The 18781-nt window shown below is 69.6% G+C and carries 18 protein-coding genes and 1 tRNA gene; 16 read left to right on the top strand and 3 right to left on the bottom strand.

Annotated elements, in window-relative coordinates; genetic code table 11:
- Positions 1 to 19 precede the first annotated feature (19 nt).
- Positions 20 to 679 carry a phosphate signaling complex protein PhoU gene (phoU, locus tag ACW9TB_RS17445; RefSeq protein WP_472749077.1) on the bottom strand — a complete coding sequence of 220 codons (660 nt, stop codon included), beginning with the start codon at positions 677 to 679 and terminating at the stop codon, positions 20 to 22.
- Positions 680 to 837: 158 nt separating this feature from the next.
- On the opposite strand from phoU, the gene ACW9TB_RS17450 reads away from it, so the two are divergent.
- Together ACW9TB_RS17450 and ACW9TB_RS17455 are read left to right on the top strand one after the other, a co-directional pair.
- A complete protein-coding gene (locus tag ACW9TB_RS17450; protein ID WP_472749151.1) occupies positions 838 to 2019 on the top strand; it encodes a sensor histidine kinase in 1182 nt (393 codons plus the stop codon).
- Positions 2016 to 2705, top strand: a complete 690-nt coding sequence (locus tag ACW9TB_RS17455) for a response regulator transcription factor (protein ID WP_344913998.1) — start codon at positions 2016 to 2018, stop codon at positions 2703 to 2705. Before ACW9TB_RS17450 ends, ACW9TB_RS17455 begins: the two co-directional genes overlap by 4 nt.
- Positions 2706 to 2962: 257 nt before the next feature.
- Here ACW9TB_RS17455 and ACW9TB_RS17460 read toward each other — a convergent pair whose 3' ends face one another.
- Positions 2963 to 3547, bottom strand: coding sequence for a copper chaperone PCu(A)C (locus ACW9TB_RS17460; RefSeq protein WP_472749078.1), 585 nt, complete (start codon positions 3545 to 3547; stop codon positions 2963 to 2965).
- Positions 3548 to 3831: 284 nt separating this feature from the next.
- Between ACW9TB_RS17460 and ACW9TB_RS17465 the strand changes: the two genes are divergently transcribed.
- The 4 genes from ACW9TB_RS17465 to ACW9TB_RS17480 all read left to right on the top strand — a co-directional run bounded on the left by ACW9TB_RS17465 (position 3832) and on the right by ACW9TB_RS17480 (position 5662).
- Positions 3832 to 4314, top strand: coding sequence for a CarD family transcriptional regulator (locus ACW9TB_RS17465; protein WP_030924410.1), 483 nt, complete (start codon positions 3832 to 3834; stop codon positions 4312 to 4314).
- A 17-nt stretch (positions 4315 to 4331) separates the two neighbouring features.
- Positions 4332 to 4790: a 2-C-methyl-D-erythritol 2,4-cyclodiphosphate synthase gene (gene ispF, locus ACW9TB_RS17470; RefSeq protein ID WP_472749079.1), complete on the top strand. Its 459-nt coding sequence runs from the start codon at positions 4332 to 4334 to the stop codon at positions 4788 to 4790.
- A 246-nt stretch (positions 4791 to 5036) separates the two neighbouring features.
- Complete coding sequence (locus ACW9TB_RS17475) at positions 5037 to 5303, top strand: GlsB/YeaQ/YmgE family stress response membrane protein (RefSeq protein ID WP_472749080.1); 267 nt, start codon at positions 5037 to 5039, stop codon at positions 5301 to 5303.
- 92 nt (positions 5304 to 5395) lie between these two features.
- Entirely contained in the window at positions 5396 to 5662 is a 267-nt protein-coding gene (locus tag ACW9TB_RS17480; protein ID WP_329089768.1) for a GlsB/YeaQ/YmgE family stress response membrane protein, read from the top strand.
- 900 nt (positions 5663 to 6562) lie between these two features.
- On the opposite strand, the gene ACW9TB_RS17485 is transcribed toward ACW9TB_RS17480, so the two are convergent.
- Positions 6563 to 8113, bottom strand: coding sequence for a DUF2637 domain-containing protein (locus ACW9TB_RS17485; RefSeq protein WP_472749081.1), 1551 nt, complete (start codon positions 8111 to 8113; stop codon positions 6563 to 6565).
- 83 nt (positions 8114 to 8196) lie between these two features.
- On the opposite strand from ACW9TB_RS17485, the gene ACW9TB_RS17490 reads away from it, so the two are divergent.
- The 10 genes from ACW9TB_RS17490 (at position 8197) to ACW9TB_RS17535 (ending at position 18780) form a co-directional block, all read left to right on the top strand.
- Entirely contained in the window at positions 8197 to 8601 is a 405-nt protein-coding gene (locus tag ACW9TB_RS17490) for a PPOX class F420-dependent oxidoreductase (protein ID WP_472749082.1), read from the top strand.
- A gap of 103 nt (positions 8602 to 8704) precedes the next feature.
- Positions 8705 to 10102, top strand: a complete 1398-nt coding sequence (gene cysS / locus ACW9TB_RS17495; protein ID WP_472749083.1) for a cysteine--tRNA ligase — start codon at positions 8705 to 8707, stop codon at positions 10100 to 10102.
- 23 nt (positions 10103 to 10125) lie between these two features.
- Positions 10126 to 11094 (top strand): 23S rRNA (guanosine(2251)-2'-O)-methyltransferase RlmB, encoded by a 969-nt coding sequence (gene rlmB, locus ACW9TB_RS17500; protein WP_472749084.1) that lies wholly within the window; start codon positions 10126 to 10128, stop codon positions 11092 to 11094.
- A gap of 72 nt (positions 11095 to 11166) precedes the next feature.
- Positions 11167 to 11239, top strand: a tRNA-Thr gene (locus tag ACW9TB_RS17505).
- Between the two features lie 89 nt (positions 11240 to 11328).
- Entirely contained in the window at positions 11329 to 12144 is an 816-nt protein-coding gene (locus ACW9TB_RS17510; protein WP_472749085.1) for an inositol monophosphatase family protein, read from the top strand.
- A 1321-nt stretch (positions 12145 to 13465) separates the two neighbouring features.
- Complete coding sequence (locus ACW9TB_RS17515) at positions 13466 to 13837, top strand: SCO4225 family membrane protein (RefSeq protein WP_472749086.1); 372 nt, start codon at positions 13466 to 13468, stop codon at positions 13835 to 13837.
- A 328-nt stretch (positions 13838 to 14165) separates the two neighbouring features.
- Positions 14166 to 16118 (top strand): glycosyltransferase family 2 protein, encoded by a 1953-nt coding sequence (locus tag ACW9TB_RS17520; protein ID WP_472749087.1) that lies wholly within the window; start codon positions 14166 to 14168, stop codon positions 16116 to 16118.
- Between the two features lie 69 nt (positions 16119 to 16187).
- Complete coding sequence (locus ACW9TB_RS17525; RefSeq protein WP_472749088.1) at positions 16188 to 17240, top strand: energy-coupling factor ABC transporter permease; 1053 nt, start codon at positions 16188 to 16190, stop codon at positions 17238 to 17240.
- Positions 17240 to 18004, top strand: coding sequence for a cobalt ECF transporter T component CbiQ (gene cbiQ, locus ACW9TB_RS17530; RefSeq protein ID WP_472749089.1), 765 nt, complete (start codon positions 17240 to 17242; stop codon positions 18002 to 18004). The genes ACW9TB_RS17525 and cbiQ overlap by 1 nt, the downstream gene beginning before the upstream one ends.
- Positions 18005 to 18066: 62 nt before the next feature.
- Positions 18067 to 18780 carry an energy-coupling factor ABC transporter ATP-binding protein gene (locus ACW9TB_RS17535; RefSeq protein ID WP_472749090.1) on the top strand — a complete coding sequence of 238 codons (714 nt, stop codon included), beginning with the start codon at positions 18067 to 18069 and terminating at the stop codon, positions 18778 to 18780.
- The last annotated feature ends 1 nt before the right edge of the window (position 18781 follow it).

The raw sequence follows: 18781 nt of genomic DNA on the forward strand, positions 1-18781 counted from the left end.
TTCGCTTTCGTGAGGGGGCTCAGAGCGCGGAGGTGTCCTGGGGCCGGGAGCCCGTCACCAGGTAGACCACGTCGTGCGCGACGCGGACCGCGTGGTCGGCGTAGCGCTCGTAGTAGCGGCCGATCAGCGTCACGTCGATGGCCGGCTCGACACCGTACTTCCAGTCGGGGGCCATCAGGACCTTGAACAGCCTCCGGTGCAGCTTGTCCATGGCGTCGTCGTCGGACTCCAGCTCCAGGGCCGACTCCACGTCGCGCGAGGCGATGCAGCTGCCGGTCTTGGTGACCAGGCGCTCGGCGATCTGGCCCATCTCCAGGATGGTGGAGCGGACCTCCGGCGGGATCGCGGAGTCGGGATGACGCAGCCTGGCGATCTTGGCCACGTGCTCGGCGAGGTCGCCCATGCGCTCCAGGTCGGTGCCCATCCGCAGGGCCGCGATGATCATTCTGAGGTCCACGGCCACGGGCTGCTGCCTGGCCATCAGGTCGAAGATCGAGGCCTCGATCTCCGAGAAGATCCGGTTGACCTCCTCGTCCTGGGAGATGACACTCTCGGCGAGGTGGACGTCGGCGTCGAGGAGGGCGGTGGTGGCCCGCGATATCGCCGACCTCACGAGGCGGGTCATCTCGACCAGCCGCTCGGTGAGGGCGTCGAGTTCTTCGTGATAGGCGTCGCGCATGAGAATCACCGTAGGGCGGTAACGGTGAACGAACCTCGACCGTAAAGTGAACTTTATGGGAAAGGCCATGGTCATGCCTGCCTAGCCGTCCTCAATGGGAAAAGCCCGACCTACCATCGAGGGCGTGAAGCCTACGGGAGGACCACGTGAGTGAGCTGATGGCGAGTCTGGCCGCACTGGCCGGTTTCGTCGTGGGAGCGCTGGCTGTGATGGTCGTCCGCCACAACCAGGGACAGCGGAGTGAGATGACACCGGTGGACGGTGTCGAGCCCGGCGCGCTGCCACAGGGGGTCGCCTCGGTGCTGGCCGTGCTGCCGTCCTCGGCGGTCGTGCTCGACAAGGAGGATCGCGTGCTGCGGGCCAGCTCGGCGGCGCGTGCGTTCGGCCTGGTCAAGGGAGATCATCTGATGGCGGCCGAGTTGCTCGCGCTGGCCAGGAAGGTGCGCAGGGACGGCGAGATCCGCGAGAGCGAGATCGAGGTGGCCGGGCACAAGTTCGGCCAGGAGTCGACCAACTTCGCGGTGCGGGTCGCCCCGCTCGGCTCCCACGGCCAGGTGCTCGTCCTCGCCGAGGACCAGACCGAGCACCGCCGCGTCGAGGCGGTGCGCCGCGACTTCGTGGCCAACGTGAGCCACGAGCTCAAGACGCCGGTGGGCGCGCTGTCGCTGCTGGCCGAGACCATCCAGGACGCCGCGGACGACCCCGAGGCGGTCACCCGCTTCGCCGGGCGCATGCAGCACGAGGCCGCCCGGCTCACCTACCTCGTCCAGGACCTCATCACCCTCTCCCGCATCCAGGGCGCCGAGCCCATCCCCACCCCGGGCCCGGTCCTGATCGACGAGGCGGTGCACGAGGCCATCGACCGCTGCAACACCACCGCGGCGGCCAAGGACATCACCCTCGTCGCCGGTGGGGTCGAGGGCCTGCGGATATGGGGGGACGACGAGCTTCTCGTCACCGCCCTGCGCAACCTCATCGACAACGCGGTCGCCTACAGCCCCGAGCACACCCGGGTCGTGGTCAGCGCCCGAGCGGCGGGCCCCAACACGGAATCCGTCGAGATCAGCGTGAGCGACCAGGGGATCGGCATCCCCGAGAGCGCCCAGGAGCGGATCTTCGAGCGGTTCTTCCGCGTCGACGCGGCACGCTCGCGGGCGACCGGTGGCACGGGCCTCGGCCTGGCCATCGTCAAGCACGTGGCCGCCTCCCACAACGGGGGGGTCACGGTGTGGAGCAAGGAAGGTTCCGGTTCCACATTCACCCTTCGCCTGCCCGCCTTCGGCGGTATGGCCGTCACGGAACCAGCTACAACCACGATCCCCCTGGAGGCCGCGCAGTGACTCGCGTGCTCGTAGTCGAGGACGAGGAATCGTTCTCCGACGCTCTGTCATACATGCTGCGCAAGGAAGGCTTCGAGGTGGCCGTGGCCGCCACCGGGCCGGAGGCGCTGGAAACCTTTGACCGCAACGGCGCCGACCTGGTGCTGCTCGACCTGATGCTCCCCGGCCTGCCCGGCACCGAGGTCTGCCGCTCGCTCCGCCAGCGCTCCAACGTGCCCGTCATCATGCTCACCGCCAAGGACAGCGAGATCGACAAGGTCGTCGGGCTGGAGCTCGGCGCCGACGACTACGTCACCAAGCCCTTCTCCTCCCGGGAGCTGGTGGCCCGCATCCGCGCGGTGCTGCGCCGCCAGGGCGACGTGGAGGAGCTGGAGTCGGCCGTGCTGGCCGCCGGTCCGGTCCGGATGGACGTCGACCGCCACATCGTCGCCGTACGCGGCGAGGCGGTGCAGCTGCCCCTGAAGGAGTTCGAGCTGCTGGAGGTGCTGCTGCGCAACGCCGGGCGGGTGCTCACCCGGGGCCAGCTCATCGACCGGGTCTGGGGCGCCGACTACGTGGGCGACACCAAGACCCTGGACGTGCACGTCAAGAGGCTGCGGGCCAAGGTCGAGTCCGACCCGTCCAACCCGCGCTGCATCCTCACCGTCCGGGGCCTGGGCTACAAGTTCGACCCCGCGGAGGTCTGAGCCTCCCGGCTCGTCTTCCGGCCTCCAGGCGATCGCCCGTTTTTGGGACGACGCCCGCTCCGGCATGCCCATTTCGGGGTGATCACTTGACTCCGGTGCGACCCCGCTCGCGGGGGGGGATCACGGGGTGATCCGGTCCCGCGCCATGCCCGCTCGCGGAGGATCCGCTCGTCTCCGGACGATCCGAGGGGCCGTACGGCGTGCCCGCGCCGTACGGCCCCTCGGCGTGTCCGGAGGCCGTCACCGGCCCCCGGCGGTCAATGTCCGGCGGAGTGCTCGTCCCCGGTGGTGGCGGAGGGGGTGGGCGACGGCGTGGGGGCCGCGGAGGCGCCGGGAGCCTCCGGGTAGGCGGTGAACTCGCGGCTGCGGGTGATCACCGGGATCGTGAGCTGCACGACCCCGGCGTTGGCGAACTGCAGCTGCACCTTGATGCCCTCGCCGCCCCTGAGCGGCTTCTTCAGCCCCTCGACCAGGATGCCGGGGGTCGGCTTGCCGATGCTCACCCGCTGGTTCTGGGGGAGCGTCACGGGCGCGCTCACCTTCGCCGTACCGAGGGCGGGGTCGACGCCGAGGCCGACGAGCTGGTCGGAGCCCGCGTTGGTGTTGACCAACGACAGGTAGAGCGGGGTCGCCGCCCCCGTCGACAGCGTCGCGCCGGAGTCGGGGCCCAGGAAGAAGGCCTGGGAGATGTCGATGCCCTTCTCCTTGACCGAGAGGGCCTCGGTCGGCGAGTAGGGCTTGTTGGTGATCGCGTCGGATCCGGCACCGCAGCCGGCCAGGGCCGGAGCGGCTGCGAGGAACGCCGCGGCGACGATCGCCCGGTGGCGGATGTTGCGGGTCACGGTGCGAGTTCTCCTTGTCACGCGTGAGATAGGGCAAGGGCAACCCTATCGGCGACGTTTACCGGGTTTCCCGCCGACCCGCCCCGTCCTTTCGCGCCCGCTCGCCTCGTCATCCGAAGGCGGGGAACGCAGGTCATAAGTGCTTTTTGCCCCTCTGATTCACACACTTGGTCACTTGTCAAGTCATAAGATGCGGCTTTGACCTGCAGTTATGGTGATTTCACTGTTCCGGGAGGCTGTGGATACGTGGTACTCTTGAGTACAGCGGAAGGGGTACTTGTCACATGACTTTCCAGGTCGGCGACACTGTCGTCTACCCCCACCACGGGGCTGCTCGGATCGAGGCGATCACGACCCGAACCATCAAGGGTGAGGAAAGGACCTACCTGGTTCTTAAGGTCGACAAGGGCGACCTTACCGTCCAGGTGCCGGCAGACAACGCAGAGCTCGTTGGTGTTCGCGATGTCGTCGGACAAGAGGGCCTTGAGCGCGTTTTCGACGTGCTTCGAATGCCTCACACCGAAGAGCCCACGAACTGGTCCCGACGCTACAAGGCGAACCTTGAGAAGCTGGCGTCCGGCGACGTCAACAAGGTTGCCGAGGTCGTTCGCGACCTGTGGCGGCGAGACAGGGAGCGCGGACTCTCCGCAGGAGAGAAGCGAATGCTGGCGAAGGCCAGGCAGATCCTCGTCAGCGAGCTCGCGCTCGCGGAGAAGACCAACGAGGATAAGGCCGAGGCCCTGCTGGACGAGGTTCTCAACTCCTGAACAAGACATTTCCACGGGTGGGCGTCGGAGTCGACGTCCACCCGTTCGCTTCTGGTCGCGAGCTTCACCTCGCGGGCCTGCACTGGCCGGGCGAGACCGGCCTGGCCGGTCACTCCGACGGTGACGCCGCGGCCCACGCCGCCTGTGACGCGCTGCTGTCCGCGGCGGGTCTCGGTGACCTCGGCGGCCTGTTCGGCACGTCCGACCCCCGGTGGGCCGGTGCCTCGGGTGTCGCCCTGCTGGAGGAGACCGCCCGCAAGGTGCGCGCCGCGGGCTTCGAGATCGGCAACGTGGCCGTCCAGGTGATCGGCAACCGTCCCAAGCTCTCCCCCCGGCGTGCCGAGGCCGAGAAGGCCCTCAGCGCCGCCGTGGGGGCTCCCGTGAGCGTCAGCGCCACCACGACCGACGGGCTGGGCCTCACGGGCCGTGGCGAGGGTGTGGCCGCCGTCGCGACCGCGATCGTGGTGAGCCTCTGAATCGGCCGTGCTCCTGCCGAATCTGTGGTAGCGGCCGGGATCGCGGGTGAACCTGCTGAGGGTGTCGGACGTCTTCTATACGGAACGTGGAAAACGTTCCGGCGGGCGGCGCGGAATGCTCGTCGATCCATATCGAGGCGGTGGCCCGTTTCCTGGCGCGGTACGGGCCACCCCTTTTTTAGCGTGATCAATGAATGCGCTGGGTAACCCCTTGGTGACCGTGTCTCGTAACAGGGGGAGCCGGACATGATCGTCTCGATTGTCTCCGCAATCATCATCGGCGCCATCATCGGCGCCCTGGCGCGACTCATTCTTCCCGGGCGCCAGAACATCAGCATCGGCCTGACGCTCATCGTGGGCATCGTCGCCGCGCTCATCGGCACTCTCATCGCCGGGGCGCTCGGTCTGACCCACACGCGAGGGATCAACTGGTGGGAGCACATCATCCAGCTGGTGCTCGCGGTGCTGGGGGTGCTCCTCATCGTCCAGATGCAGGCGAGAAAGACGCACTGAAGGATTTTTTGCCGCCCGTAGGAATATCCGTGACCTAGGGGGTAGCCACCTCCCTGTGAGGGTGAAGGTCTCACGCTCACTGGGAGGTTGAAATGACTATCGCGTCCATTCTCGGGGCAATCGTTATCGGCGCGGTCATCGGCGCCCTCGGCCGTCTCCTGCTTCCCGGCAAGCAGGCGATCGGTCTCATCCTCACCGTTGTCGTCGGCATCGTCGCCGCGCTCATCGGTACCGCCATCGCTCAGGTTCTCGGCGTCGCCACGACGGACGGCATCGACTGGATCGAACTCGTCATGCAGGTCGGCCTGGCCATCGTCGGTGTCGGCCTGGTCGCCGGTCTCAAGCGCTCCAGGGTCTAGCGAACGCCGGGGTGAACCATCCCGGTGACCTTGCAGAGGCTCAACTGGACCCCCTCCGGTCCGGAGGCACTCGCGGTGACGGCGCACGCCGTCACCGCGCTCCAGGAGAAGACCCGCTCGGTTCCATCTGGCATGCCGAGCGGGTCTCGGCCGTTCCCGGTCGGTTCGGGCAGTACGCCGAACCGGCTTCCGGCCGATCCTGACACGGGCCCGGAGGTGAGCAATCGCCGGTCCGCAGCGGGGCGCCGCTCACACATGTGTGAGCGAATAGCTGCGGGCCGGTCCAACAGCGGGTGGCGAACGGCGGCTCCGGCGGGAGACCGCCGTCCGGATCCACCCGGACGGTGAGGTTCGGGCCCGGCCGCCCTCTCCACGCGGCCGGGCGACGAGCCTGAACGGGCGGTGGCGTCCGGGTCGGCTCCTGCGAAGCGGGCGGAACCGCTTCCGTTTCCGCGAGGCGGTGGATCGCTTCCCGCGAGGTGGTGAACCGCTTCCCGCGAGGCGGTGGGCCGCCGGGGAACGGCCCGAGGGGTGCGCCCTCCCGGGCGATGACGTCCCGGCCCCCGGTTTCCTCACCACCCTATGAAGACGTGGTTCTCAATCGCCTGGTTCTCCAGCGCGTACGGCGGGGCCGAAGGGACGCCGACCACGCGGACCACGCAGCCGGGCTCAGCGATCTCAGCGACCTCCGCGAGAGATCCGGCTGAGCCGACGGCCCGAAGACCGGGTCAGCTCCTCCCAGGCCCCGGAGCTGACCCGACGGGCGTACCCCATCTCGCCCGGGCGTCTCTCACCTGCCCGGTTTCGGCTCTCGCCCAGGCGTTTCTTAGCTGCCCGGTCCCGGGTCTCGCCCGCTCGTCTTTCACCTGCCCGGTTCCGGCTTTTGCCCGGTCTCCTCTTTCACTCGCCCGGGGGTACGGGCGTACTGCGCATCCGCCCGGAGGGCGGTGCCGCGGTGCCGTCCTCGTCGTCGTACGACCGTGCCGTGGCCTCCTCGCCGGTCTCGGCGGCCTCGGCGCCGTGCGCGGGGTCGGGTGACCCCCCGGCCTTCCTGCCCGCGGTGCGTGCCCCTCGCGCCGCCACGGGCGCCTCCGTGGCCGTTTCCACGGCCGTCTCCTTCGCCGCCGCCCCCTTGGCGGTCCTCGTGGTCCTCGCGGTCCTCTCCGCGGTCTTCCTCGCGGGCTTCTCCGTGGCGGTCCCGGGCGGGGCCGCCGCCGGGCGGTCCTTCACGGCGAGGATCGGCTGGGTGTCGGCGTCGCGCTCGCCCACCTCGTCCACCTTGCCCGCGTCGGGTCCGGCCGTCGCCGCGCTTTCGGCCTCCTTCGTGCTCCTGGCCTTCGCCGTGCTCCTGGCCGTGCCGCGCCGGGCCGTGGCGCGCGGGCTCGTGGGCGTACCGGACTCACCCACCTCGCCCGTCTCGGCCGTCCGCTCCTGCGGGAGGTCGGCGTCGCTCTCCCAGGTCTCCACCCGCTCACTGACCCTGCCACCGCTCTCCGGCTCGGGCTCCTCGTGCGGTGCCCGTACGCCGGGGCGGGGCGGGTGGACGAGCAGGTCACCCTGGCGGGGCCTGACCAGGTCGCCCCAGCGCATCGGCTTGCCCGGCAGGGGAGCCGCGGGTCCCGGCGGGGGCGGCGGATCCCGTGGGATGTCGGTGACCTCGGGCGTCTCCGGTGCGGCGGTGGGGCCGATCACCGGCTCGCTCGCCGGGAGGTCGTGGTGCGGGGCGGCCTCCAGGGGAGGCGCGGCGTGCGGGTCGAGCATGATCTCGGCCGCGGGGTGGTGCACCAGCTGCCCCGGGTGGCCGGAGTGGCCGGGGTGGGGCGGCGGGGCCTGTCCCCGCCACCGCTCTTCGGGGTCGGGTGCGCCGGGACGCTCCGTGGCAGCCCGGCTCGCCTCGGGGAACGGCACGATGTCGCGCCCGGACGACGACGAGGCCGCGTCGGTCGCGGCCCTCCGGGCGGCGGCGTGCTTGATCAACAGGAGCCAGAGCCACAGGGCCAGGATCAGTGTCACCCAGGGGACGAGGGCGACCACGACGGCCGCGCGCTCCTCGTCCACCGTCATCCGCATGGCGGTGGACACCTCGGCGGCGGCGGCCCCGGCGAACAGCAGCGTCAGGATCACGCCCGCCTGCAGCCGTACCGGCCACCAGCCGCCCCTCAGCAGCAGTACGCCGATCATCGCGATGACGAGCAGGGCGTCGAAGGCGGCGGGGTAGAGATACGCGAGGCCGGCGGGCGCCCTGCCCGTCACGGCGAGGGCGCGCAGGTCCTCGAAGGAGAGCACGCAGGCCGCGGCGGTGAGGGCGGCCACGCCGACTCCGGTGACGGCGATCCCGGCGAGGCGCAGGGCGACGGCCACCCGGCTCGGCTCGGGGGCGGCGATGGTCAGTGGCGGGGGCGGGGACGGGCGGGAGAACGAGCCTGCCGCCCCGGGGGATTTGACGTCCATGGCCCTTTGAGCCTACAGAATCGACATCTAGCATGATCGGGGAAGTTTTTTTCGGGAGCGCAGAGAACGATCGAGGCGAAGACATGGCAGAACTGTCCGATCCCGTACGCGAGATGTTCGACGCCGCGAACTTCGCCACCGTGACGAGTCTCAACGCCGACGGGAGCCCGCAGTCGAGCGTCGTCTGGGCGAAGACGGACGGGAACGACATCGTGTTCTCGACGATCAGGGGAAGGCGCAAGAGCGACAACTTCGCGCGCGACCCGCGTACGGCCATCGTGGTGTTCGATCCCGCCGACCCTTACCGCTACGTCGAGGTGCGGGGGACGGTCACCCTGACCGACGATCCCGGCGGGGCGCTCATCCAGGAGATGTCGTACAAATACCGAGGGGAGGGCTGGGTCGAGGAGAATCCCCAGGTGGAGAGGTTGATCGTCAGGATCACTCCCGGCCGCGTGGTCTATCACGGAGCCGTTTCGTCGGACTAGTTGGGCGACATTCGACGCTAATGGTCATAAAACACTCTGCTGAGTGTCTTCAACGTCCCGCAACTCGGTTTGTGAGGCGAGGTGAGGCATTAGCCTTGCCTTCGTGAGCCTGCAGCTATACGACACCAGCGTACGCACCGTCCGCGAATTCGTCCCGGTCGAACCCGGCCGGGCCTCGATCTACCTGTGTGGTGCCACCGTGCAGGCTCCCCCGCACATCGGGCACATCCGCTCGGGCGTCAACTTCGACGTGCTCCGCCGCTGGATGATCAGGTCTGGCTACGAGGTGACCTTCTGCCGCAACGTCACCGACATCGACGACAAGATCATCAGGGTCGCCGCAGCCGAGAACGTGCCGTGGTTCGCCGTCGCCGAGCGCAACCAGAGGGCCTTCACCTGGGCCTACGAGGTGCTGGGCTGCCTGCCTCCCACCGTCGAGCCGCGCGCCACCGGCCACGTGCCCGAGATGATCGAGCTGATGGACCGGCTGATCGCCGCCGGACACGCCTACGCCGCCGAGGGCGACGTCTATTTCGACGTCATGTCCTACGCCGACCGCTACGGCTCGCTGTCCAACCAGAAGCTCCAGAACATGCGGGCCGCGGGTGACACCGAGACCGACTCCTGCAAGCGCGACCCGCGCGACTTCGCGCTCTGGAAGGGCGAGAAGCCCGGCGAGCCGACCTGGCCGACCCCGTGGGGCCGGGGCCGCCCCGGCTGGCACCTGGAGTGCTCCGCCATGGCGACCAAGTATCTCGGGGCCACCTTCGACATCCACGGCGGCGGCGTCGACCTGATCTTCCCGCACCACGAGAATGAGCTGACCCAGTCCCAGGCGGCGGGCGACGGCTTCGCCCGCTACTGGATGCACAACGGCATGCTCAAGATCGGCGCGGAGAAGATGAGCAAGTCGCTCGGCAACTCCCTGCTGGTCCCCGAGGTCACCAAGAAGGTCCGCCCGGTCGAGCTCCGCTACTACCTGGCGGCCCCGCACTACCGCTCCGCGATCGAATACTCGGAGGAGGCGCTGTTCGAGGCCGCCTCCGCGTACCAGCGCATCGAGGGCTTCGTCACCCGCGCGGCCGAGGTCATCCACGACGTCGACGCCCACGCTCCGCTTCCCCAGGCCTTCTCCGACGCCCTCGACGACGACCTGGGCACCCCCCAGGCGCTCGCCGTGGTGCACGAGGTGGTCCGCGAGGGCAACGTCGCGCTGGCCCAGGGCAACAAGGAGCAGGTCGCCAGGCTGCTCGCCGAGACGCAGAACATGCTCGACGTCCTCGGCCTCGACCCGCGTTCGGAGCAGTGGCGCTCCTCGGGCGGCGAGACCGGCATGCGGGCGACCGTCGACGCGCTGGTCGCCGTCGCGCTGGAACAGCGGCAGGCGGCGCGGGCGCGCAAGGACTTCTCGGCGGCCGACGGCATCCGTGACCAGCTTTCCCACGCGGGCATCCACGTCGAGGACACCCCCCAGGGGCCACGCTGGGAACTCTCGCGGTGAAACCAGGCCGTACGCTATAGACCATGGCTGGTGGGGGTAAAGGGTCCGGGCGACCCGCGAAGAAGAAGAGTCCGACCAAGGGCACGGGCGGCAACGTCCGTCGTGGCCTGGAGGGCAGGGGGGCCACCCCGCCGGCGCATCTGCGGCACTGGCACAAGGACAAGTCGCGCACCGAGCGGATCGAGCGCGAGGAGAAGACCGGCAGGTCCCCCTCCCCGCGCACCCCGGTCCGCACCCGGCGGAGTGAGGACGCGCCCGAGCACATCGGCGGGCGCAACCCCGTCGTCGAGGCGCTGCGGGCCGGGGTTCCGGCCAGCACGCTCTACGTGGCCCTGCGTATCGACAACGACGACCGGGTCAAGGAGTCGGTCCGCATCGCCGCCGACCGGGGCATCGCGATGCTGGAGGTCGGCAGGGAGAAGCTCGACCGCCTCACCGAGGGCGGGATCCACCAGGGCATCGCCCTGCAGATCCCGGCGTACGACTACGCCCACCCCGACGACCTGGTCCGCATCGCCCAGGAAGCCGCGGAGGTCCCGCTGATCGTCGCTCTCGACAGCGTCACCGACCCCCGTAACCTGGGCGCCATCGCCCGTTCGGCCACCGCCTTCGGCGCCCACGGCCTGGTCATCCCCTCCCGGCGCTCGGCCGGGGTCACGGGCGGGGCCTGGAAGACCTCGGCGGGCACGCTGGCCAACCTTCCGGTCGCCCGTGCCGCCAATCTCACCGCCACCCTGCGGGAGTACCGCGAGGCGGGCCTGTTCGTGATCGGCCTGGACGGCGAGGGCACGGTCGACATCGGTGAGGCCAACCTCCTCGACGGCCCGCTCGTCGTCATCGTGGGCTCGGAGGGCAAGGGCCTGTCCCGCCTGGTCCGCGAGTCGTGTGACCTGGTCGTCCGCATTCCGATGCACGCCGCCGCCGAGTCCCTCAACGCCGGGGTCGCCGCGGGCATCGCCCTCTACGAGGTCGCCCGCCACCGCCGTTCCTAACGGTTCGCAATCGGCAGGGCATACCTCGGTGACGTGCTGGGAGTAAGCCGACTACACTCGTCTGGCGACCGTGCCGACGTAGCTCAATCGGCAGAGCAACAGTCTTGTAAACTGTAGGTCAGGGGTTCGATTCCCCTCGTCGGCTCGCAGGTGAAAGGCCAGGTCAACCGAATACCGGTTGACCTGGCCTTTCGATCAGGTGTTCACCTCGATGGGGGAGCGGAGCAGCCCCGTATGACCGTCGACGCCCACGCACTCCTGCCGATCGCCGAGCAGGCCGTCACCGTCGCCAGCGAGATCGTGAGGACCCGCCTCCCCGGAGCCGTCACAGCCAAGGGCGATCGCGACATGGCCACCGAGGTGGACTACGCCGTGGAGCACGCGGTCCGTGACTTCCTGAGCCGCGAGACACCCGAGATCGGGTTCGTCGGTGAGGAGGAAGGGGCCACGGCCGCTGCCGGAAGCGGCCTCAAATGGGTGCTCGACCCGGTCGACGGAACCGTCAACTTCCTGCACGGCCTTCCGCTGTGCGGTGTCTCCCTCGGCCTGGTCGACCAGGACCTGCCAACCCTCGGCGTGATCGACCTGCCGTTCCTCAGCTCCCGCTACAGCGCGGCCCAGGGGCATGGAGCCCGGGTCAACGGACAAGAGATCCACGCGAGCGAGACCGGAGACCTTCACGCCGCCGTGGTCGCCATGGGCGATTACGCCGTGGGCAGCGACGCGCGAACGAAAAACCGTCTCCGCCTGGCACTCACCCACGAACTCGTCGCCCGCGTACAACGTATCCGGATGTTCGGAGCGGCCTCGATCGATCTCGCCTGGGTGGCGGAAGGCAAGGTCGACGCCCTCGTCATGATGAGCAACAAACCGTGGGACACCGCCGCGGGCGTACTCATCGCCCGCGAGGCCGGAGCCACCGTCGTCGACCTGGACGGCAGCCCGCACACCATGAACTCCGCGGCCACCATAGCGGCGACCCCCAAGATCCTCGCCGACCTCGTCGAACTCATCACCGAAGCACGCAAGGCCGCCGAACGTGGCGAATAGCTTGCCGAATTGTTCTTATGAGTATCAAGCGGCGGCGCTGCGCCGCACGGCCCTCCACCTGCCCGCCGTTCGGGCGTGCGGCGTGGGCGCCGGTCCCGAACGACGGTGGGAATCGGCCCGCCCGCCGCACCGGCCGCGCGGCGCACTCGCCCATCGCCCGCCGAAGTGGGGCCGCACCGCCGTCCACGGGCGAGAGCTTCGACTGACCGGCCCAACCTCTTCGAGGCCCTTCACATTGCGTCGGCTGCTCGCTCTCTCAGGTCTGGAATCTCGCTCGACCCCGAGATCCGGGTATCGCCCTATGATCGCCCGACTACGGCTGATCTTTTCGCATGGCCGGGGGCCGATCGAAGGTTCGGGAAAGGCGAGGCCATCCTGACCTGGAGCGCAGCAGGTGACAGAGGGAGACTGAGGTCTGGTCGCCTCTGCGATCACTGAGGGGGGCTGAGGAAGATAAATCATAAACGCACAACGCGGAAAAGTGTGGGACGCGCGGGCTCGGCGTGTCGGCGCGCTTTTTGCCTGCGTCGCCCGGAAGATGGGGCTCAGTAAGGAGTGCGGCCGTATCGCTTCAAAAGCGAGCGGCCCCTCTGTGTCAGCAGAGGAGCCGCCCTTACGTCGGATCCAGCATCAATCGGAAGGACGTAGGCGTGAGTCTATTTGGACGATCGAAAGTGCAGGTTGTTGACACGCCGCAGCCTGGACCCGCGCGTTTGCCCCTGCGCTGGGCTCTCATCCTGGCAGTTGGTTCGGGTACAGGGATCTTGGTGGGACTCAAGTCCGCCAACCTTCCTGCTGGAATCGCTTCAGGCATAGCCCTGATCGGACTCCTTCATGCCATCGTCGATTAACAAACCCTTACGCCCCCGAGCTATTGCCCCTCCGGGGTGGGCTGAGGCAGATGGGAAGATCCGGTGAGCGGGGTGTGTGCGTCCGCACGGGGTTCTCAGACCGTGCCATTCGCGTGCCAGTAAGGCCAGGGAACAAGGGGGAATAACGGGGACTCACGGATAGGGTGAGATCGCCTCTGACCAGCGCCGCAGCAGCTCACGGGGGGTCGCGTACCGAGATCCTGTGAACTGTGGGTCAGGGGTTCGATTTTCTCGTTGGCTCGTGGGGGAAAGAAAGGTCAGGACGACCGAGGTCGGTTGGCCTGGCTTTTCGCTGTTCGGGCGAGCTTTGTGATTTTTCGTGTCCTGATTCTGCTCGTGGGCGGGGCCGGTGAGGGCGCGCTCGTTCTCCACTGCCGTCCCGGAAGTGATCACTCACTTGAGTATTCGTACTCAGGCCCGCACCCCCCGGATGTCGCAGACTCCGGATCATGCGACCAATGCGAGCCGTGAGCCGCCATGTCTCCCGATACGACCGGGGCACCTTCGCCCTGGGGATCGCCGGTTCCTACGCGTTGCTTGTCATCGCCGTGACCGTCTACGTCATGATCAGCATTCACCGGCCGGGCAGCCAGGGCCTGGAGACGCTGGCGCTGTTCGCGGTCACCGCTCCGGCCTCGTTGCTCCTGATCTTTCTGCCGATCACCTCGCTCGACCCGGCGATCTTTCTTCTGATGTACACCCTCGCCGGGTTACTTCAGGCGTGGGTCCTCTGGCTCATCGCGCGCGGGCGCAGGAAGAGCGTGCCTCCGGCGGGGGCGTCCGGCTCCGGGACGGTCGGCGCTCCGACGCGAGAGCCGTAGGTGGGGCGATTCCGATGACCGTCGTGCTCCGAGAGTCATCGGCGGGCGGCCCCCGGGGTTGACCGGGCGGTTGACGGTCTCCCCGCAGTCTCCTCGCGCGGTTTCCCGCGCGGTCTCCCCACGACCGGCCTGGGAAGAGCGTGAGGTCCCGTCAGGGGGGCGTGGAGATATGGCACTAGGCGTACGAAACGGGTGTTTCGCTCCCCGCGTGGTCTTCCGTACCGGCAGATAGGGGAGGGCAACCCTGCGGATTCGCCCCGTACGGGTGGCCCTTCGTCACATACTGAGACGCTAGATAAGCGGAAAGTGACCGACGAGGGGCGCGGCGGTGACAGTAACGATCCTCCAGCGAGTCCGCACGGGGCGGGGCGGCTGCGATATCACGAGCACGGAGCGGGGCGGCCGCGACATCACGAGTGAGGAGGCGATCCGGTCCGACGTCGACGTCACCGTGATCGTCCCCCTCCACAACTGCGGGCCCTATCTCGACAGGTGCCTGACCTCGCTGCTGATCCAGCGCGTCGCCCTGGAGGTGGTGGTCGTCGACGACGGTTCCACCGACGGTGGTGCCGCGCTGCTCGACCTGTACGCCTCCTGCCACCGCGGCGTGATCCGCGTCGTCAGGCAGGAGGCGTCCGGTGGCGCGGGACGCCCGCGTAACGTCGGGCTCTCCCACGCGCGCGGCAGATACGTCTTCTTCTGCGACGCGGACGACTATCTCGGTCCCCAGGCGCTGGAGCGGATGCTCGCGATGGCCGACCGCAACGGCTCGGACATCGTGCTCGGGAAGATCGTCGGGCATGACCGCAAGGTGCCGATCTCGATGTTCAAGGAGAACGCCGAGCGGGTGCCGCTCGGCGACAGCGCGGTCTACAACAGCCTGAGCTGCTTCAAGCTGTTCCGCAGGGAGATGCTGGAGCGGCACGCCATCCGTTTCGACGAGACGCTCCTGGTGGGGGAGGACGTCGTCTTCACCACCCACGCCTACTGCCACGCGGACGTGATCTCGGTGGTCGCCGACTACGACTGCTACCACCTGGTCGCCCGGCCCGACGGCACCAGCATCATGCAGCGGCAGGGGAGCCGCGACCCGGTCTCCTGGCTACGGATGATCAAGCGGCCGATCGAGCTGATGCTCGCCCACGTGCGTCCTGGGGACCTCCGCGACCACCTCCTGCGGCGCCACTTCCGGATGGACGCCTTCGGCAACCTCGGCAGGCCCTTCCTGGACGCCGGTGAGGTCCAGCGCAAGGAGATCGCCGCCGAGGTGGCCGACATGTGCGAGCGGTGGCTGACCGACGGGGTCCGCGAGCGGCTCCCCGCGATCGACCGGAGCCGGATCGCCGCCCTCCAGGACATCGACCGCCTGGTGCGGCTGGCGCACATCGAGTCGGCCTCGGTCCGCCGGGAGCTCACCGCGCTGCGCTGGGAACGGGAGCGAGATCGGGGACAGGAGAGGGAGGGGCGGCTGGCGATCACGGGCAAGGTGGCGCTGAGCACGCTGGAGCGCTACGACCGCCCGGAGATCACCGGCGGGGACCTCGCCCTGGTGCTGCGGCGCCGGCACGCGGACCCCGGTCCCTCCGACGAGGTCGTGGTCCCGGTGACCGGCGACTGTACGGAGTTCACCGGCATCGTCGACGTCACCACCCTGTCCTCCGGGATCTGGGACGTCCACGTGAGCGTCGCCTTCGAGGGGGTCCCCCGGCTCGCGCGCCTGGGCGCCGACGGGGAGGGGCTGATCGCGCCGCCCGCGCCGCGCGTGGTCGGCGACGTCGTCGCCCTCCCGTACTTCACCCACCCGTACGGCAATCTCAGCCTCGACATCGGCGGGTACGTGGTCGCGGTGCCGGGGGGTGCCAGGCTGGTGCGCGCCCGGTGGGCGGCCGGGCACCGGCTGGTGCTCAACGGCGAGGTCAGCGTGGGTGCGGCGGCCCCGGCGGCCGACGCGGTGCGCTACCTGGTCTGGCGGGAGCGCGAGTCGAGCCGGGAGCGGCGCGAGCCGGTCACGGTCGGCGAGGGCGGCACGTTCACGGCCTCCCAGGCGATGGGACGGCTGGGTCCCGGCACCTGGGACGCCTACCTGGAGCTCGACCTGGGCGGGCCACCCGCGCGCTTCAGGATCGAGGCGGTGCCCGAGGTGATCGAGCAGCCGCGCACGTGGTGGCGCGGCGCGATCCGGTGGAGCGTCAGGCCCTACGCCACGGCGGGGAAGGGACGGCTCAGCACGGTGGTCCGCACCCTGGGCCCCAGAACTTTCATCAGACGTATCGTTCGTTAATGCCACATTCTTGCAACTACAAGCCCATGGCCTAAAGTTAGGGGCAAATCCGCATCTCGGAGGCTTGTTGTGCACGTACCCGATGGCTTTTTCAACGCCGCCGTCTCGGTGTCGGCGGGAGTGGTGGCCGCCGCCGGCGTGGCCGTCTGCCTGCGCGGCGCCCGCCGCGAGCTCGACGACCGCACCGCTCCCATGGCCGGTCTGGTCGCCGCCTTCATCTTCGCGGTCCAGATGCTCAACTTCCCGGTCGCCGCGGGTACCAGCGGCCACCTCCTCGGTGGTGCGCTCGCCGCGATACTCGTCGGCCCGTACACAGCGGTGTTGTGCGTGGCCGTGGTCCTCCTGGTGCAGGCGTTCTTCTTCGCCGACGGCGGGCTGACCGCGCTGGGCGTCAACATCACGCTGATGGGCCTCGTCGCCGTGCTGGTCGGGTGGGGCGTCTTCCGCCTGATCACCCGGAGCGTGCGGAACCGGGGCGCCGTGGTGGCGGCCGCGTTCGTCGCGGCGCTGGTCTCGGTGCCCGCCTCGGCGCTCGCGTTCACCCTGCTGTTCTGGGCCGGAGGCACCGCGCCCATCGAGATCGGCACGGTCGCCGCGGCGATGGGCGGCGTGCACCTGCTCATCGGCGTGGGGGAGGGGCTGATCACCGCGGTCACCGTCAGCACCGTGCTGGCGATCCGCCCCGACCTGGTCTACGGCGCCCGCGAGCTCGTCGCGCCGCTGGTCCTGCGTGGCGCGGACGGCGACGTGACCGTCACTCCCGGGACCCCGGGGTCTCCCGCACCGGCCGCCGTCCGCCGTCCCGGCTGGTTCCTGCCCGCCGGGATCGCGGTGGCGGCGCTGCTGGCGGGCGTCGTCAGCTTCTACGCCTCCTCCTCGCCCGACGGCCTGGAGTCGGTCGCCGAGGACAAGGGGTTCAGCGACCAGGCGACCGACCACTCCCTGGGTGAGCAGCCGCTCGCCGACTACGGGGACGTGGGCGGCATCCCGGTCGGCGTGGCCGGGGTGATCGGCGTCGGGGTGACCCTCGCCGTCGGGGGCGGGGTGTTCTACGCCGTGCGCCGCCGCGACGACGGTGACGGCACCGGCAGGGACGACAGCGACGAGAAGGTCTCCGTCTAGTGGGATCGGGCCACCACCACCAGCTCCACCGGCCGGGCGACACGCTCGTGCACCGGCTGCCGCCCCAGTGCAAGCTGGTGGCGGTGGCCGGGTTCGCCCTGGTGGTGGTCGCCACCCCGCGCGAGTGGTTCTGGGCCTTCGGGCTGTACGCGGTGCTCCTGGCCGCGGTGGCGGTCCTCGCCCATGTCCCGGCGGGGTTCGTGCTGCGGCGGATGGTGGTCGAGGTCCCGTTCGTGGTGTTCGCGCTGGCCATCCCGTTCATCGGGTTCGGCGAGAGGGTGACCTTCATGGGGCTCTCGCTCAGCGTCGCGGGGCTGTGGGCCGCCTGGAACATCCTGGCCAAGGCGACGCTGGGCGTGGTCGCGAGCGTGCTGCTCGCGGCCACCACCGAGCCCCGGCTGATCCTGCTGGGCGCCCAGCGCCTGAGGCTGCCGCCGCTGCTGGTGCAGATCGCGATGTTCATGCTCCGCTACATGGACGTGATCCTGGACGAGATGCGCCGGATGCGGGTGGCGAGGGAGTCGCGCGGGTTCGTGGCCAGGGACGTGCGGCACATCCCGGTGGTCGCCAGGTCGGCGGGGGCGCTGTTCATCCGCTCGTACGAGCGGGGTGAGCGGGTGCACCTGGCGATGCTCAGCCGGGGCTACACCGGTTCGATGCCGGTCATCCAGGACCTCTCCGCCGCTTCGCGGCAGTGGCTCGCCGCCGGTATGTTGCCGGGTGCGGCACTCGCCGTGCTGCTCGGGAGCTGGGGGTTCGCGTGACGGTGCCGTCCTCGCCATCGGTTCCGGCCTCGTCCCCGCCGCCTCCGCCGCCCTCGCTTGAGGTGAGCCGCCTGGCGTACGCGTACCCGGACGGCACGCAGGCGCTGTTCGGGGTGGACCTGCGGGTGGAGCGCGGCGAGCGGGTCGCGCTGCTCGGGCCGAACGGCGCGGGCAAGACCACGCTGGTGATGCACCTCAACGGCATCCTGACCGCCGGGCACGGCACGGTGGCCGTGGCGGGGCTGCCGGTCGGCAAGGGGTCGCTCAAGGAGATCCGCAGGCGGGTCGGGCTCGTCTTCCAGGACCCCGACGACCAGCTCTTCATGCCGACCGTCCGCGAGGACGTGGCCTTCGGCCCGGCCAACATGGGGGTCGCGGGCGAGGAGCTGGAGCGGCGGGTCAAGGACGCGCTGGAGCGCGTGGGCATGCTGGAGACGATCGACCGGCCGCCGCACCACCTGTCCTTCGGCCAGCGCCGCCGGGTCGCGGTGGCGACGGTGCTGGCGATGGAGCCGGAGATCCTGGTGCTCGACGAGCCCTCCTCCAACCTGGACCCGGCCTCCCGGCGCGAGCTGGCCGAGATCCTGCGGGGGCTCGACGTGACCGTCCTGATGGTCACCCACGACCTGCCGTACGCGCTGGAGCTGTGCGAACGCTCGCTCATCCTCTCCGGGGGCGTCATCGCCGCCGACGGGCCGACCCGCGAGATCCTCACCGACGCGAGTCTTCTCGCCGCCCACCGGCTCGAACTGCCGTACGGTTTCGCCGCCCCCTGAC

The sequence above is a fragment of the Streptosporangium sp. H13245 genome (assembly GCF_055690525.1).